At 61.0% G+C, this 16,205-nt stretch carries 14 protein-coding genes; 6 read left to right on the forward strand and 8 right to left on the reverse strand.

What is annotated here, in order from left to right; translation table 11 throughout:
* Positions 1 to 32: 32 nt before the first annotated feature.
* The 3 genes from HU722_RS14495 to xylB are packed head-to-tail and all read left to right on the forward strand — an operon-like array spanning position 33 to position 3,454.
* Positions 33 to 965: an ABC transporter substrate-binding protein gene (locus tag HU722_RS14495; RefSeq protein WP_065873123.1), complete on the forward strand. Its 933-nt coding sequence runs from the start codon at positions 33 to 35 to the stop codon at positions 963 to 965.
* Positions 966 to 986: 21 nt separating this feature from the next.
* Positions 987 to 1,979, forward strand: coding sequence for a LacI family DNA-binding transcriptional regulator (locus HU722_RS14500; protein ID WP_065873122.1), 993 nt, complete (start codon positions 987 to 989; stop codon positions 1,977 to 1,979).
* Between the two features lie 14 nt (positions 1,980 to 1,993).
* Positions 1,994 to 3,454 (forward strand): xylulokinase, encoded by a 1,461-nt coding sequence (gene xylB, locus HU722_RS14505; RefSeq protein WP_065890997.1) that lies wholly within the window; start codon positions 1,994 to 1,996, stop codon positions 3,452 to 3,454.
* A gap of 119 nt (positions 3,455 to 3,573) precedes the next feature.
* Here xylB and HU722_RS14510 read toward each other — a convergent pair whose 3' ends face one another.
* Positions 3,574 to 4,014, reverse strand: a complete 441-nt coding sequence (locus tag HU722_RS14510; protein WP_049708345.1) for an Lrp/AsnC family transcriptional regulator — start codon at positions 4,012 to 4,014, stop codon at positions 3,574 to 3,576.
* Positions 4,015 to 4,123: 109 nt separating this feature from the next.
* Here HU722_RS14510 and HU722_RS14515 point away from each other — a divergent pair, with 109 nt between their 5' ends.
* Positions 4,124 to 5,038 carry a DMT family transporter gene (locus HU722_RS14515; protein WP_186754859.1) on the forward strand — a complete coding sequence of 305 codons (915 nt, stop codon included), beginning with the start codon at positions 4,124 to 4,126 and terminating at the stop codon, positions 5,036 to 5,038.
* 114 nt (positions 5,039 to 5,152) lie between these two features.
* On the opposite strand, the gene HU722_RS14520 is transcribed toward HU722_RS14515, so the two are convergent.
* From HU722_RS14520 to fabF, 3 genes are all read right to left on the reverse strand, one after another.
* On the reverse strand, positions 5,153 to 7,132 hold the full coding sequence (locus tag HU722_RS14520; protein WP_065880502.1) for a peptidase U32 family protein: 1,980 nt from the start codon (positions 7,130 to 7,132) through the stop codon (positions 5,153 to 5,155).
* Between the two features lie 170 nt (positions 7,133 to 7,302).
* A complete protein-coding gene (locus HU722_RS14525) occupies positions 7,303 to 7,683 on the reverse strand; it encodes a RidA family protein (RefSeq protein ID WP_065873118.1) in 381 nt (126 codons plus the stop codon).
* Positions 7,684 to 7,748: 65 nt separating this feature from the next.
* Positions 7,749 to 9,017, reverse strand: a complete 1,269-nt coding sequence (fabF, locus tag HU722_RS14530) for a beta-ketoacyl-ACP synthase II (RefSeq protein WP_065873117.1) — start codon at positions 9,015 to 9,017, stop codon at positions 7,749 to 7,751.
* A 108-nt stretch (positions 9,018 to 9,125) separates the two neighbouring features.
* On the opposite strand from fabF, the gene HU722_RS14535 reads away from it, so the two are divergent.
* On the forward strand, positions 9,126 to 9,614 hold the full coding sequence (locus HU722_RS14535) for a winged helix-turn-helix transcriptional regulator (protein WP_065873116.1): 489 nt from the start codon (positions 9,126 to 9,128) through the stop codon (positions 9,612 to 9,614).
* Positions 9,615 to 9,737: 123 nt separating this feature from the next.
* The gene (locus HU722_RS29025) at positions 9,738 to 11,093 is read left to right on the forward strand and encodes a methyl-accepting chemotaxis protein (RefSeq protein WP_065880504.1); all 1,356 of its coding nucleotides are present in this window, start codon (positions 9,738 to 9,740) and stop codon (positions 11,091 to 11,093) included.
* A 146-nt stretch (positions 11,094 to 11,239) separates the two neighbouring features.
* Here HU722_RS29025 and idi read toward each other — a convergent pair whose 3' ends face one another.
* The 4 genes from idi to HU722_RS14560 all read right to left on the reverse strand — a co-directional run bounded on the left by idi (position 11,240) and on the right by HU722_RS14560 (position 16,152).
* Positions 11,240 to 11,782: an isopentenyl-diphosphate Delta-isomerase gene (gene idi, locus HU722_RS14545; RefSeq protein ID WP_065873114.1), complete on the reverse strand. Its 543-nt coding sequence runs from the start codon at positions 11,780 to 11,782 to the stop codon at positions 11,240 to 11,242.
* Between the two features lie 27 nt (positions 11,783 to 11,809).
* A complete protein-coding gene (locus HU722_RS14550; protein ID WP_065873113.1) occupies positions 11,810 to 12,616 on the reverse strand; it encodes a class I SAM-dependent methyltransferase in 807 nt (268 codons plus the stop codon).
* Positions 12,613 to 14,850, reverse strand: a complete 2,238-nt coding sequence (locus HU722_RS14555; protein WP_065890995.1) for a cytochrome P450 — start codon at positions 14,848 to 14,850, stop codon at positions 12,613 to 12,615. The genes HU722_RS14550 and HU722_RS14555 overlap by 4 nt, the downstream gene beginning before the upstream one ends.
* Positions 14,851 to 15,282: 432 nt before the next feature.
* Positions 15,283 to 16,152: an isocitrate lyase/PEP mutase family protein gene (locus HU722_RS14560; protein WP_065873111.1), complete on the reverse strand. Its 870-nt coding sequence runs from the start codon at positions 16,150 to 16,152 to the stop codon at positions 15,283 to 15,285.
* Positions 16,153 to 16,205 lie beyond the last annotated feature (53 nt).

The following is a 16,205-nucleotide window of genomic DNA, read 5'->3' on the forward strand; positions in this document are numbered from 1 at the left end:
TCACTCATACAACAATCACAAGAGAGACCCGCATGAACGTCAAACGTATCTTTCCCGTTATTGCCTTGGCTGCCTTGATGTCCCAAGCCGTCGAAGCGCGCGAACTCAAAGCCCTCGGCATCAGCATGGGCTCGTTGGGTAACCCGTATTTCGTGACCCTGGCCGATGGCGCCACGGCGCGGGCCAAGGAGCTCAATCCCAACGTCAAGGTGACCTCGGTGTCGGCCGACTATGACTTGAGCAAGCAGTTTTCGCAGATCGACAACTTTATCTCGTCCAAGGTCGACCTGATCCTGATCAACGCGGTAGACCCGTCCGCCATGGCCTCGGCCATCAAGAAAGCCCGCGACGCCGGCATTGTCGTGGTCGCCGTGGATGTCGACGCCAAAGGTGTGAACGCCACCGTGCAGACCGACAACGTCGAGGCCGGCAAGCTGGCCTGCCAGTACCTGGTGGATAAGCTCGCCGGCAAGGGCAATGTGATCATCCAGAACGGCCCGCAAGTCACTGCCGTGACCGACCGCGTCAAAGGGTGCAAGGCGGCACTCGCCAGTGCGCCGCAGATCAAGGTGCTGTCCGATGACCAGGACGCCAAGGGCTCGCGCGAAGGTGGCTTGAACGCCATGCAGGGTTACCTGACGCGCTTCCCGAAAATCGACGGCCTGTTCGCGATCAACGACCCGCAAGCCATCGGCAGCGACCTGGCGGCCAAGCAGCTCAAGCGCAGCGGCATCGTTATCACGTCGGTGGACGGCGCGCCGGATATCGAGAATGCGCTGAAGACCGACACGCAAATCCAGGCGTCCGCCAGCCAGGACCCTTGGGCCATGGCGCAGACCGCGGTGAACGTGGGCAATGACATTCTCAACGACAAAGCCCCAGCCGAAGCGGTGACCCTGCTCACGCCAAAACTAATCACCCGTGACAACGTCGGTACGTACAGCGGTTGGTCGAGTAAACGTTGAATCAGTGAGAGGAACAGCGCCGTGGTCACCATGGATGACGTCGCAAGCAGGGCGGGGGTGTCGACATCGACGGTGTCCCATGTGTTGAACGGTACCCGCAAGGTCAGCCCGGCCACGGTGCAAGCGGTGCAGCAGGCAATCCAGGCGCTGGGGTACATCCCCAACACCCTGGCGCGCTCGCTGGCCCGGTCAAGTACAAGCACGATTGGCGTGGCGATCTCGGCGCTGTCCAACCACTACTTCAGTGAAACGGTGCACGCGATTGAAACCGAATGCGCCAAACACGGCTACATGATGCTGTTTGTCGACACCCACGACGACCCGGAGCAGGAGCTGCGGGTGGTCACGGCGCTGCATCATCGGCGGGTCGACGGGATTGTGCTGGCACCCTCGAACGGCTCCAAGGCGCTGGAGTACCTGCGCGCCAACGAGATTCCAGCGGTGCTGGTGGACCGCATGATGAGCGAGCAGTTTGACCAGGTCGGGGTGGACAACGCCGAGCCCACCCAGGCCCTTATTGAACATCTGATCGCCCATGGTCACCGCCGCATTGGCTTTATCGCCGGACGCGAGGGGTTCAGCACCACCGATGAGCGAGTGGCCGGTTACCGCGCGGCGTTGCACGTGGCGGGGCTGGCGTTTGATCCACAGCTGTTGGTCAATGGCGGCTCCAACACAGAGCCGGCACGCCAGGCCACGGCGCAGTTGCTGGGCCTGGCCGCGCCGCCCACGGCAATCATGGCCGGCAACAACCTGATGACCCTCGGCGCCATGCACGCGCTGCGTGACGCACACATCGCCGTGCCGGGGCAGATGGCCTTGGTCGGCTTTGATGATTTTGACTGGGCGGACTTTTTCGTGCCGCGCCTGACCTTGATCGCTCAGCCGGTCAAGGCACTCGGCGCTCGCGCTGTCGGCCTGTTATTGCAACGCATGGCTTCGCCCACGGCACCGCCCCAGAGCGTGCGCCTGGCGCCAACCCTGCAATGGCGTGACTCATGTGGCTGTAGTTGATTGGAAAACCACGTATGAACCTTCCTGTTTCCCTCGGAATAGACCTCGGCACCTCAGAACTCAAGGCCATCCTGATGGACCTCGACGGTAGGGTGCTGGCCCACGCCGGCGTGCGTCTGAGTGTGTCGCGGCGCCACAGCGGCTGGTCCGAGCAGGCGCCGGAAGATTGGTGGCAGGCGTGTGTGCAGGCGTTGGGGCAACTGCGTGCGCACGAGGCGTTTGCGCGTGTGGCGTGTATCGGCCTGTCCGGGCAAATGCACGGTGCTGTGTTGTTGGGGGAGGACAACCGCGTGTTGTATCCCGCAATCCTGTGGGACGATTCGCGCGCGATCGCTGAGGCTGAACAGTTGGGGGCGGGGTTTGCCGACGTCACGGGCAGCCTGCCCATGGCCGGGCTCACGGCGCCGAAATTGCTGTGGTTGCAACAGCATGAGCCTGAGGTATTCAAGGCCATCGACTGCGTGTTGTCGCCCAAGGACTACCTGCGTTTGCGCCTGAGTGGCGAGCGTATCAGCGAGATGTCCGACGCTGCCGGGACGTTGTGGCTGGATGTGGCACAGCGTGAGTGGTTCGCCCCGATGCTGCGCGCGACGGGCCTTGTGCCGGAACAGATGCCCAGGTTGGTCGAAGGCGGCGCCGCGAGTGCGGGTTTGACGGCAACCGAGCTAGGGCTGTCGACTGACGTAGTGATTGCTGGCGGCGGTGGCGATAATCCGGTGGCCGCCGTGGGTATCGGTGCGATCAACGCAGGCGATGGCTTCATCACCCTCGGCACCAGCGCGGCGATTGTCGCCATCACTGACCACGCTGCCGGCAACCCAGCCAATGCCGTGCACAGCTTCTGCCATGCGTTGCCCAACCGTTGGTACACCATGGGCGCGATGCTGGCCGGTGCCAGTTGCTTGCGCTGGGTGACGCGGCTGACCGGCATGGCGGATGAGCAAACGTTGTTGGACCACGTGCAACTGCAGTTGCCCATAGGGCAGCCTGTGCCTTTGAACACACCGCTGTTTCTACCGTACCTCGCCGGTGAACGTACCCCCCATAACGATCCGTTGCTGCGCGGTGGATTCATGAGCCTGGGCCATGACTGCACGCCCGCCATGCTCGGCTACGCGGTGATGGAAGGTGTGGGCTTCGGGTTGCTCGATGCCTTGCACGCCGTGCAATCGGCGGGTGCGAATGTCGGTGCCTGCGCCCTGGTGGGGGGCGGGGCGCGCAGTGAATACTGGGCGCAGTTGCTGGCGGATATCCTGCAGCGGGAAATCTTCACCTTGCACGGCAGTGAGTTGAGTGCGTGCATCGGTGCGGCAAAGCTGGGGTTCCTGGCGATCGGGCAGGGGGAGGCGTTGTTGCAGGCGGGGATGCCGGTGAAGGCGAGGTATTTGCCTGATGCCACGCAGCGGCCGGTGCTGGAAGCGCGGTACCGCAAGTTCCGAGGCTTGCTGGTAGCGGCCAAAACGCTGCACGAATAAACGAAGCCGTTCGAATTGTGGGCGCTGGCTTGCCTGCGATAGCGGTGGGTCAGCAATGCAAGTATCAACTGGCAGATCGCAATCGCAGGCAAGCCAGCTCCCACATTAGAACTGCCGTGTTAATCCCCCAGCGGTGGCAAACGCCGTTTCACCGGGGTTTTCTTGACGATGGCCGTGTTGGTTTCCGCATAGGCGTTAAGCCGGTCAAGCAAACTGTCCAGATGATCCATGGTGCGCACATGCAGCCGCGCAATAAAACAATCCTCGCCCGTGACCTTGTCGCACTCCGTGAACTCGGGGATCGCTTGGATCTGGCGCTCCACCTCCTGCAACTTGCCGGGTAACGGGCGAATGCGCACGATGGCCTGCAACAGATAGCCAAAATGCTTGGGGTCGATATCCACGGTGTAGTGGGTCAACACGCCGCGCTCTTCAAGACGCCGCAAACGCTCGCCAACACTGGGCGAAGACAGCCCGGTAATGCCGGCCAAGGCCTTGAGCGACAGGCGTGAGTCGTCCATCAAAGCGGCGATCAGTTGCTGGTCGATGGTGTCAATCATGGGGTCCGCCTAATAAGTAAAGGCTATCCAGGTGTTTGACCTTTTTTAGTCACTGGAGCCGCTCTCAAGCAGATTGCCATAATTGAGCCTCACTTGAGGAGCCTTAATCATGGACACATCCATCCGTCGCGGGTCGTGGGAAATGGTCGCCGCCATGCTGATCTCGGGCACCATTGGCTGGTTTGTATTGGTCTCTGGCGTGTCGGTGATCGAAGTGGTGTTCTGGCGCTGCGTGATCGGCGGGCTGACACTGTTGCTGGTGTGCGCGCTGCTCGGGTACTTGCGCCTGGACCTGCTCAGCTGGGCCAAGGTCGGGCTGGCCATGCTCAGTGGCGTGGCGATTGTCGGTAATTGGTTGTTGCTGTTTGAGTCCTATTCCCACGCGTCAATTGCCATCAGTACGGCGGTGTACAACGTGCAGCCGTTCATGTTGGTGATGTTAGCGGCGGTGTTCCTGGGTGAAAAGATCACCGTGCAGAAGCTTGCGTGGCTGAGCGTGGCGTTTCTCGGGATGTTGGCGATTGTTACCGCCCATGGCGATCAACAGAGCAGCGGCGCAGATTACCTGGTGGGTATCGCGCTGGCGTTGGGCGCAGCGTTTTTGTATGCGATTGCGGCGTTGATCATCAAGCGTTTGAAAGAGGTACCGCCGCATTTGATGGCGTTGATCCAAGTCGCAACCGGGGCGGTGCTGCTGGCGCCTTTAGTGCCCTGGAACAGCCTGCCAACGGCGCCAGACGCCTGGGCCGCACTGGTAACGCTTGGCGTGGTGCACACCGGCTTGATGTATGTGTTGCTGTATGGCGCGATCCAGAAATTGCCGACGGCCATCACCGGAGCACTGTCGTTTATCTACCCGATTGCAGCGATCTTCGTCGATTGGATGGCTTTCGGGCATCGCCTGGGCTGGCTGCAATGGCTGGGGGGCGTGGCGATTCTGCTGGCGGCTGCCGGCCTGCAGCGCGGCTGGCGATGGCCTGTAGTGAGCGGGCTTGTCCCGCGCTGGGCTGCGAAGCGGCCCTAAAATCAGACACCGTGTTCTACCTGGAAGAACGCGGTGTTTTTTATTGGGGCCGCTTCGCAGCCCAGCGCGGGACAAGCCCGCTCACTACAAGCTGTTTCCAATATTGGCGATGGATCAGTGCGTGCCCTGAAAGATGATGTTTTCCGGGTTGAAATGCTCCACCGCACTGCCCGGCTGCGGCAGACCGAGGATGTGCCCCTTTATCTTGCCCACCACGTGCATCTCGCACGGCTTGCAGTCGAACTTCAAGGTCAGCACTTCATCGCCATGGATCAACTGCATCGGCGCTACCTTGGTCTTCACGCCGGTGACACCTTTGGCCTGTTTAGGGCACAGGTTGAACGAGAAACGCAGGCAGTGCTTGGTGATCATCACCGGCACTTCGCCGGTTTCTTCGTGGGCTTCGAAGGCGGCGTCGATCAGTTTCACACCGTGACGGTGGTAGAAGTTGCGGGCTTTCTGGTTGTACACATTGGCCAGGAACGACAGGTGTGCTTCCGGGTACACCGGCGGCGGCGAGGTCTCGGCTTTGCGGCCACCGCGCGGGTGAGCGGCGATGCGTGCGGCGGTCAGCGCTTCAATCACTTCGCGGCGCAGTGCCTTGAGCTGTGAGTTGGGGATGAAGAACGCTTGCGGTGCATCCAGCTGGATGTCCGTCGCGTGGTATTCGGTGGTGCCCAACTGGCCGAGCAGGTCGCGCAGGGTGTCCAGCGCCTGTTCCGGCTTGTTGGCCACGCCGAACGGGCCGGGCAGGGTGACGCTGGCGCTGATGCCTTCTTCGCTGGTGGCGGTGACTTCCAACTGCTCCTCACGCAGGCGCGCGGCCCACGCCAGCCCGATACGGCGCTCGGCGGAGGTCTTTTGCAAGGCCTGCTGCCAGTTATGGTCCAGGTTGCGGTTCAGCGGATGATTCGGGCGCAGTTGATGCAGGCCGGCCGGCATTTCGTTCGGCTCGACGCGGTAGCGGTAGCGTTTCTCGCCGTCTTCCTCGAACTCGCCTTTAGGCTCGGCGATGTTGGCGCGGAAACCCACGACTTCACGCTTGACCAGCACATTGAGGCCGTCGCCGTTGGACAACGGCTCATGGGTGACAACCTGCAAGTCGCGCTTGCCGGCTTTTTCCACCACACCCACCGGCAAGCCGGTAAACGTCGGGGTGTCGAAGGCGCCGATGTCGATCTTGCGGTCGCTGACGAAATAGTCGGTGCTGCCACGGTGGAAGGTTTTTTCCGGGTCGGGCAGGAAGAAATGCGCCGTACGGCCGCTGGACGCGCGAGCCAGGTCCGGGCGGTCTTCAAGAATCTCGTCGAGGCGCTGGCGGTAATAGGCGGTGATGTTCTTCACATAGCCCATGTCTTTGTAGCGGCCTTCGATCTTGAACGAGCGCACGCCGGCCTCGACCAGGGCGCGCAGGTTGGCGCTCTGGTTGTTGTCTTTCATCGACAGCAGGTGCTTTTCAAACGCCACGACGCGGCCCTGGTCATCCTTCAAGGTGTACGGCAGGCGGCAGGCCTGGGAGCAGTCGCCACGGTTGGCGCTGCGGCCATTTTGCGCGTGGGAGATGTTGCACTGCCCGGAGAACGCTACGCACAAGGCACCGTGGATAAAAAACTCAATGGCCGCATCGGTTTCATCAGCGATGGCGCGGATTTCCTGCAGGTTCAGCTCACGGGCCAATACCAGCTGCGAGAAACCGGCCTGGTCGAGGAACTTGGCGCGGCCGAGGGTACGAATGTCGGTCTGGGTGCTGGCGTGCAGCTCGATGGGCGGAATATCCAGTTCCATCACGCCCAGGTCTTGCACGATCAACGCATCGACGCCGGCGTCGTAGAGCTGATGGATCAGCTTGCGCGCGGGTTCCAGTTCGTTGTCATGCAGGATGGTGTTGATGGTGGTGAACACGCGCGCGTGGTAGCGGCGTGCGAACTCCACCAGGGAAGCGATCTCACTCACTTCGTTACAGGCGTTATGGCGCGCGCCGAAGCTCGGGCCGCCGATGTAGATGGCGTCGGCGCCATGCAGGATGGCCTCGCGCGCAATGGCGACATCACGGGCAGGGCTGAGCAATTCGAGGTGATGCTTGGGCAAGGACATAGTTTTTTTAGTCAGGCTTGTCACGGTTGAGGCGCGCATTGTAGCTGTGAAACGCTGGGCGGGCACCTACCGCAGGGCTGGCGGCCTATGCGTCCCATGTTTAGAGGGTGCAAACCCAATCGAATGTGGGAGCGAGCAAGCCCGCTCCCACATTTTTGACCGAGTTCGGCTTAGGCCTTGGCGGCCATTGCGGTGACTTCAACGCGCATGCCTTCTACCGCCAACGCAGCCACACCCACCGCCGCGCGCACGGGCCAGGGCTTGGCGAAGAAGCGTTTGTAGACCTCATTAAAGGCGGCGCGATCGGCCATGTCGGTGAGGTAGATGGTCAAGTGCATCACCCGATCCATGGAACTGCCGGCCTTTTCCAGTGCGACTTTCAAGGCTTGCAGGGTGCATTCGCTTTGCAGGGTGATGTCGCCCAGTTCCAGGCTGCCATCGGCGCGGGTCGGGATCTGGGTGGACACCAGGATGCCGTTGAAGCCGATCACATCCGATGAAATCGAGTCGGCATCTGGGTCAGGGGTGTAGTGCAGGTCGTGGTTGGCCATGGGCGCCTCGCGTTGGCAGGTTCAGAAAGGCGCCCATGGTCCTCGAAAGCGACAGCAGGGGCAAACTACGCCCAGCGGCGGAACAGCACACTGGCATTGACGCCGCCAAAACCGAAGCCGTTGGACAGTGCGTATTCAATCGCCATTGGCCGGGCTTCACCGCGCAGCAGGTCCAGGCCATCGGCGAGGGCGTCGGGGTTTTGCAGGTTGAGGGTGACCGGGGCGATCTGATCGCGCAGGGCCAGTACGGTGAAAATGGCTTCGATGCCACCCGCAGCCCCCAGCAGGTGGCCGGTAGCGGATTTGGTCGAGCTTATTGCGAGGCTGCCGTTGGCGCCGAACACCGTTTTAATCGCGGCCAATTCACCTTTGTCACCCACTGGCGTCGACGTGGCGTGGGCATTCAAGTACTGCACCTCAGCCGCCTGGATTCCGGCCTGGCGCAGTGCCTGCACCATCGCCCGCCGTGCGCCATCGCCGTCTTCAGGGCCGGCCGTCATGTGATAGGCGTCGGCGCTGGTGCCGTAGCCGACCAACTCCGCAATCGGCTGTGCACCCCGCGCCAGGGCATGTTCCAGCGCCTCGATGACGAGGATGCCGGCGCCTTCGCCCATGACGAAACCGTCACGCGCCTGGTCGAATGGCCGCGAGGCCCGTTCAGGTGTGTCATTGAAGTCGCTGGACAACGCCCGCGCTGCCGCAAAACCCGCCAGGCTGACCCGATGGATCGCTGCTTCGGCACCGCCGCACACCGCCACGTCGACTTCACCGGCGCGAATCATCCGCGCTGCATCCCCAATGGCCTGCACACCCGCCGCACAAGCGGTCACCGGGGCACCCAGTGGGCCTTTCAACCCGTAGTTGATCGACACATGCCCGGCCGCCATGTTGCTCAGAAAGGAGGGAATAGTGAACGGCGACAACCGCCGCGGGCCTTTGCTGTCGGTGGTGCGCACAGCATCGGCAATCGCCGGGAAGCCGCCCACGCCTGAGGCAATGATGGTGGCAGTGCGCTCTTGCTCTTCAGGTGTTTTCGGTGCCCAGCCGGCTTGCTTCAGTGCTTCATCCGCCGCTGCCAGTGCGAACAAAATAAAGCGGTCCATCTTGCGTTGCTCCTTGGCCGCCAGCAGCCGATCAGGATCAAACCCGGCTTCCGGGTCCTGCTGCACGCTTTGCACCTGGCCGCCAATGCTGACGGCCAAGTCTCCAATCAACGCCTCCGGCAGGCGACGAATGCCCGACTGCCCGGCCAACAGGCGTTGCCAAGTGGATTCCACGTCAGCGCCCAGCGGCGTCAGTGCGCCCATGCCTGTCACAACGATGCGTTTATTCATGATCAATCGACTCCAGTTGCGTTGAGGGAACAGACCCTATGGACGTCACTATCATCATGAAAGTAACATGGCGTCACGCACATTTGTACTCATCCACAGGTTACCGCCATGCAACGCAAGTCCCTCACCCGCGACGAATGCCCCATCGCCCGCAGCCTTGAACGGGTAGGGGAGTGGTGGAGCATCCTGATCATGCGTGACGCATTGCAGGGCCTGCGCCGGTTCGATGAGTTCTCGCGCAGCCTGGGCATCGCGCCCAATATGCTCACACGCCGTCTCAACGCGTTGGTGGAGGCGGGCATGCTCGAACGCCGGGCCTACAGCGAACGCCCGCCGCGCCATGAATATGTGCCGACGGCCAAGGGTGAGGATTTCCGTATGGTGCTGATGTCACTGGTGGCCTGGGGCAATCGGCATTACGCCGAGGAGGGCGCCAGTGTCGAGTTGGTGGAGCGCGAAACGGGCAGGCCGGTGCAGCCGATGTTTGCAAATGCCGAAGGGCGTGTGGTGCCGTTGGACCAGTGCGTGTTGCAGGCTGGCCCTGCAGCCAGCGCCGGCATGCGCGAGCGGTTGGCACTGCTCGACGCAAAGCCTTGAATGACGGGGGCTGCAGCAATTATCTGGCGCCAGAAAATAAACATTTTTGCCGCGTCAAGTCGCGTATTTCCCAGCCGATAGCCAATCAAGAGATTAGTTTTTCCGCGCGGCTGAGGGTACGTCATGTTCAACAAAACACTCAAAACCGAACTGGCGGCCAGGACGGCCGAATCCACTGAGTACAAAGGACTGATCGTCGCACTGGAACGCTCCATGGCCGTGGTCGAATTCGACCTCAATGGCAAGGTACTGCGGGCCAACGATAACTTTCTCAAGACCCTGGGCTACAGCGCGGGTCAATTGAGCGGCAAATCCCACCGCGACTTTTGCTTGCCGGCGCTGACCAGCAGTGCAGCGTACAGCCAATTCTGGAGTGATTTGAAAGCCGGCAAGTTTGTATCAGGCACCTTCAAGCGCGTCGATGCCAATGGCAAGACGGTCTGGCTGGAAGCGAGCTACAACCCGGTCCTGGATGAACGCGGCCAGGTGCTGAAAGTGGTCAAGTACGCCTTGGACGTCACCGCCAAAGTGGAGCAGGAAGCGGCCACTTCCAGCAAACTGGTCGCGCTGGACCGGGCAATGGCCGTGATCGAGTTTGACCTCGGCGGCAACGTATTGGACGCGAACGCCAACTTCTTGAACGTGATGGGTTATTCGCTGGCGGAACTCAAAGGCAAACACCACCGCCTGTTTTGCGAACCGACCCTGGTCAACAGCAGTGAATATGCCGACTTCTGGCGTCGCCTGAACAACGGCGAATTTTTCACCGGGCAATTCAAGCGCCTGGGCAAACATGGCCGGGTGGTATGGCTGGAAGCCAGTTACAACCCGGTCTACGACGGCGACGGCAAGTTGGTCAAGATCGTCAAGTTCGCCAGCGATATCACCGAGCGTGTGGAGAAGTTCGAGGAAGACTCCCGTGGTGCTTCACGGGCCTACCATATTTCGTCCGAAACCGAGCGTTTTGCCGAGCATGGCACCCAGGTGATCCAGGAGACCGCCAGCGAGATGCGCCGCATCGCCGACAACATTGGCGCTTCTGCGCGACTGGTCGGGCAACTGGGCGATCGTTCGGAGCAGATCACCGCCATCGTCAACACCATTCGCGGTATCGCCGACCAGACCAACCTGTTGGCGCTCAACGCGGCCATCGAAGCGGCACGTGCGGGCGATCAAGGGCGCGGCTTTGCGGTAGTGGCCGATGAAGTGCGGCAACTGGCCGGGCGCACCAGCCGTTCCACGGCGGAAATCGCTGAGATGATCGGCATGATCCTCTCGGAAACCCGCGACGCCGTCACCAGCATGAACGCCACCCAGGAAGGCGCCCAACGCGGTGTCAACCTGGCGGATCAGGCGGGCTCGGTCATCCTGCAGATTCGCACCAGCACCAGTGATGCGGTGCAGGCCGTGAGCATGTTTGCGTCGAAGCTGGACGAGTCGGAAGTGATTCCCAAGACCGCCGTGGGTTGGATGGGCTGATGTGGAGAAGGGGGGGTTGTGGTGAGGGGGGGCTTTGGTCAGGGGGGGCTTTGGTCAGGGCACCCCTTATTGATCGCGCCAGCCTTGGCGCTGCCGGTGTCGAGGGGGCGGTAGAGGTTGCCGCCGCAGACTCTGCGGCGGATTTTTCACGCCTGCAAGGCGGGCGTATCAAACGAAGGGTGCTCCGATATAAGGCGCTGCCATTCCATCCGGAACCACGGCGTGAATGGGGCCTGTGCCGATGAAAGTTGGGCTGATATTTCAGCGCGGGTCTGCCACTTGATCTCGCTGACTTCTTCGGTAGCCGGCAACACCTTAGCGTCAGATTGGGCAACCAGCACATGGCACAATTCGTGTTCCGCACCGATTTCACCAAAGTGCGCATGGTATTCAAAACTATAGAGAACGCGGCAGGAGGCAGAAATGCCCAGTTCCTCGCGCAGGCGACGAGACGCGGCATCCGTAATGCTCTCGCCAGGGGCTGGATGGCTGCAGCAGGCATTCGACCAGAAGCCTGGCCACAGCATTTTGCCTGCGGCACGCCGTTGGAGCAGATGACGCCCCGCGCTGTCGATCAAATGTACCGAAAATGCGCGATGGCGCTGTCCCGCCCCCAAGTGGGCGACGCGTTTGTCACAAACACCGATTTCTACGTCCTGTGCGTCAACTAACACCACATTATGGGTCATTTTGTATGTCCTTCAGTGCTATGCCTTTTACTCAAGAGTGGGGACTTGTCCCCAGGCGCTGACTAATGTCATCGCTGCGTCGGTAAACGCTGGATCCGCACGCAGGTTGGCCATGGCATTCAGGTCTTCCTGGGTGAGTAGCCCGAGTTTCAGCAGCGCTGGCCCTGCCTGTGCAGTGGTTGACGCCCAGAAGGTATCGGCTGGGCTGCTGTCGCCGATTCGGCCTTCGACGGTGCGGTGCGTAACTTTCGCGAGTCCAAGGGCACGTAATTGGTCGGGGAGGGTATCGGCCCAAAGCATGTCGGAACCGATGGACTGCTCCAGCAGCGCGATGCCGGCCTGGGCCACTTTGCGGAACAGCGGGTGCGCAGTGTTCAAGCTCGGTTGCAGGCTCATGTCTTCGATTACCAACCAGCCACCAGGGCGCAGCCAAGTGATCGCTCGCGTCAATACATCTTCGCGCTCATTGAGGTGACACAGCAGCGCCCGTGCGTGCACGACATCAAAGGAGGCAGCAGGGAAATCCTCGGTTGCCGCATTATGGGAGAGCACCCGAATGCCGGGTAAACCAGTCAGGAATCGGGTATCGATGTCGGTGGCCGTGACCGTCGCATCAGGATATTGCTGGGTCAGCCAACCCGCGAACGATCCAGCGCCAGCGCCCAGATCGAGGATAGCGGGCTTGGCCGGCAGCTCAAGCTGATCAAAAACCGTGTAGCTCAACGGGTCAAAGACATATTCCAGGGTGCGCAGCCGTTCCAATTGGCCGTCGTGCCGATCACCGAGATAGCTGCTGGTGTAGTCGGGCGCCTCGGCGGCGTCGATAGCGGTCATAGTGAGACCTCCAGTCGATCGGGCCCGCGGTTGAGGAACCCACGCTCGATGGGCTGAAAGCCCGGCGACCAGCGTACGTTTGGATAGGTCTGCAGCAGCAGGCGAGCGCCGATCGTGATTTCCATCCGTGCCAGCAGCGATCCCAGGCAGAAGTGACGCCCCGCGCCAAAAGCGAAGTGACTGGTCGACTGATTGCCGCGAGCCATATTGAAGGTGTCCGGGTCGGTGAATTGGTCCGGATCACGGTTGGCCGAACCGATCAGGCAAGCCAGGGTCGCGCCAGCAGGAATCGTTCCGGACGGCAGTTCCAACGCTTCACGGGCCTCTCGCAATATGAGCTGCAGCGGAGGGTTACGTCGCAGGGTTTCGGCGAGCGCATCGTCCATCAACTCTGGATTGGCCATCACCGCATCCTTGAGGCCTGGCTCGCTCAACAGGTTGACGATGAGATTGGCCAGCGCGCCGTGACTGGTCTCGCTGCCCGCTGTCATGAGGATCGCACAGTAGGCCCTCACGAACGTCTCGGACAACGGCTGACCGTCAATGCAGGCTGCCAGGAGTTGCGAGATCAAATCGTCTTTCGGCTCCGCACGGCGGGCGTCGATGTGTGGCTGGATGAAGTCGTAGAAACTGTCTCGGTTGGATAACCCACCGGTCAACAGTGAAGGATCCTGTCGATAGTTACCCATATAAGCGAAGCCGATGGCACACCAGTTCTTTAGCTGCGTCACCTCCTCGCAGGTTTCAGCCGGAAGACCCAGCACCTTGGCCATCACCCGCACCGGCAGTGCGGTGGTGAAATCTTCAATAAGTTCCACCTGGGAGCGGCCGCGCATGCGTTCGAGCAGATCGGTGGTGACCGAGATGATGGAGGTTTCGAGCACGGCGAGTGTTTTGCTGCGAAATGCTGGGGTGAGCAACGCCCGGTGCTGAGTGTGTTCGCAGCCGTCCATGGCGACTAGCGTGTGTCCCAGCAGCGGTCCGATCTGCCAAGCGTAGTTATTACTGCTCACCGCTGGATGGGTGAGTGCGGCTTTGACATCCACATGGCGACTGACCAGCCACACATCGGTGGGCTCGTCGTAGACAATCGGTAGTGTGGTACGCAAACGCTCATACAAGGGGTAGGGGTCGATTTCGAACTGTCGGGACTTGAGGGTCGGCGGGGTGAGATTCAGGTCCACTTGCCGGCCGGCCTGCGCCGCGGAATCGTTGGCATGCAGGTGATACCGGGAAACGCTACGGTGCCAATCGCCCGCCGCCCGCACAATGTGTCGCAGCCGATCCGGGTGGTTCGCGGCGAACGGCGGTTGATCTGCCTGCCGAGTGGCGACAGTGGTGAACTGCGCGACCGCCGTATTTACCATCTGATGGGCGGATTCGATTGCGGCTGGCCAATCGAGGCCAGCGCTGCCCGCCAGTATCGAGACTAGATTGAAGCGCTCACCACACACCACATCTTTGGCAATCGAATGGATGTCGTTCGTCCAGGCAATAATGTCGGCACTGTGTTCGCGTAACCTGTTCCACCCTTCGATGTCGGCTGAAGGCTGGTAGGGGTCGAGCGTTTCGGCCCCATCGATCAGATCAAAGAAGAACAGCGCGCCAAACGAGTCCCGACGCAGCGGCAGATACTCGGCCAATGTGAGCGTCGTGTCGGTTTCGCGCATTCGTACCAGCGTCGCCTGCGCATGCAGATGCCGGATCAAATGCCGCACGAGCCTTTGTCGCCAACGCTCGTCACCCAAGTACCGGGTCTGTGGCCACAGATCATCGACCAGGGCAACGAGCATGGGGTCGTCAAATCGGTTCTTGTCACCCGACAGGTCAGCACTGTTCTGCTCGGTGACGGCCCGCACCGCACTGACGAAACACGCCAACGTACCGTTTTCCGCCCATGGCCCGTCGTCGATGCGGTCATCGAGAATGAGTGCCCACAGATACCAGCACACCAGGATCTCGGCCCGATGCGTGGGCGCTTCCCCGCACAGCGCTATCCCCAGTTCGAGCAGTGGAGTGGTGCTCAGACGATGTGCACCGCGGCGGCCGATCAAACCGTAGCGCTGGGCCCAGGCGAGAGCATGCGCGCGCAAATGAGCGCTGTCGGTGCGGGGTGGCGGACAGGAGAAAGGAAGGTCTATCTGAGGAATAATCAGCGTTGATCGCGGTAAATGATCGCTATGGCCGTGGCCGTGGCCGGTGCCGGGATCGCTTTCGCGGTGTTCCGGGGGCATGAAACTCTCCTTTTTTATAGATAATTGACGGCTATTCCAGGAAGCCGCCTGTTTTGCGACCACTGGCCATGGATGTCCGAAACGCCCTGCGGAACGCGTCGAGATCGTTGCCCCAGCCGTTCCGGCGCTAGCGCCTTATCGGTCAGCTTTCCAGCCGGCGTGACCTTACTCGAAAGCGAACAGCGTTCGATGTCGGAAAAGGTTGAGATTGATACGGAAAAAGCCGCTGGATACGGCGCGCAAAGGCCCAGCGCCTGAGTAGTTATGTCGACTTGTCTTTTGTGGGGACAGCGCGAAGCAATGCTGACCAGATGCAACAAGGGCGGTAGGAGGAGGGCAATTAAACAGGAGAACCTGGGGTTACCGCAGGCGGGTAATCGGTTCTTAACCTGAACGAAAAGGGACCGATGTCCCCTCGTTCGGGCTTGAGTCTTACTCTTTTACGTCCATGAACTCTTCAGCCCACGCCACGTAGCTTTCCGGCAACGTGTACGTGTGCGTCAGCTCGGTGGCGCTGAGGTTGTCGGTGCTATGGGTCAACTGGCGCTGGGCACGCAAGCTGTCGTAGGTAGCCTTGATCGCGGCAAAGTAAGCGCCGTGGCCGGCAACGACTACGCGCACACCGAGGCTGGCCAGCCGCTGGGCGTCATTCAACTTAGGGTTGCCATACGTCACCAGCATCAGCGGCACCGTCAGGTTCTCCGCGATCTTCTCCAGGTGCTCGAAATCAGCCACACCCACCATGCAAATCCCATCGGCACCGGCTTTCTGATAAGCCAGGGTCCGCTCGATGACCGCTTCGGTCGGCAACACACCCGCGTTGGTCCGCGCAATGATCGACAACTCTGGATCAACCCGCGCCTCCAGTGCAGCCCGCACCTTGCCGATGCCTTCTTCAATGGAGATCAGGTCGGTGGACTTACGCCCAAATTGCGCCGGCAGCAATGTGTCTTCAATCGTCAACGCGGCCACACCGGCGCGCTCAAGTTCTTCGACAGTACGCATTACGTTCAGCGCGTTACCGTAGCCGTGGTCAGCGTCGGCAATGTACGGCAACTGGGCGACGCGACCGATGCGGGTGGCCTGTTCAACAAACTCACTCAGGGTGATCAGCGCGAAATCGGGTGCGGCCAGTACCTGCAACGAAGCGACTGAGCCACCAAGGATGCCGACTTCGAAACCCAGGTCGGCGGCGATACGCGCCGACATTGGGTCGAATACGGAGGCGGTTTCAACGCACGTTGGGGTGGCTAGCAATTCACGGAATTTGCGGCGCAAGGCTGAGTGAGAGAGTTTCGGCATGTTCTTTCCTGGTTCTGGTCATCGTCGAGTGACGATCAATGTCTATTCGTGGT

Source organism: Pseudomonas tritici, assembly GCF_014268275.3.
Taxonomy (GTDB): Bacteria; Pseudomonadota; Gammaproteobacteria; order Pseudomonadales; family Pseudomonadaceae; genus Aquipseudomonas; species Aquipseudomonas tritici.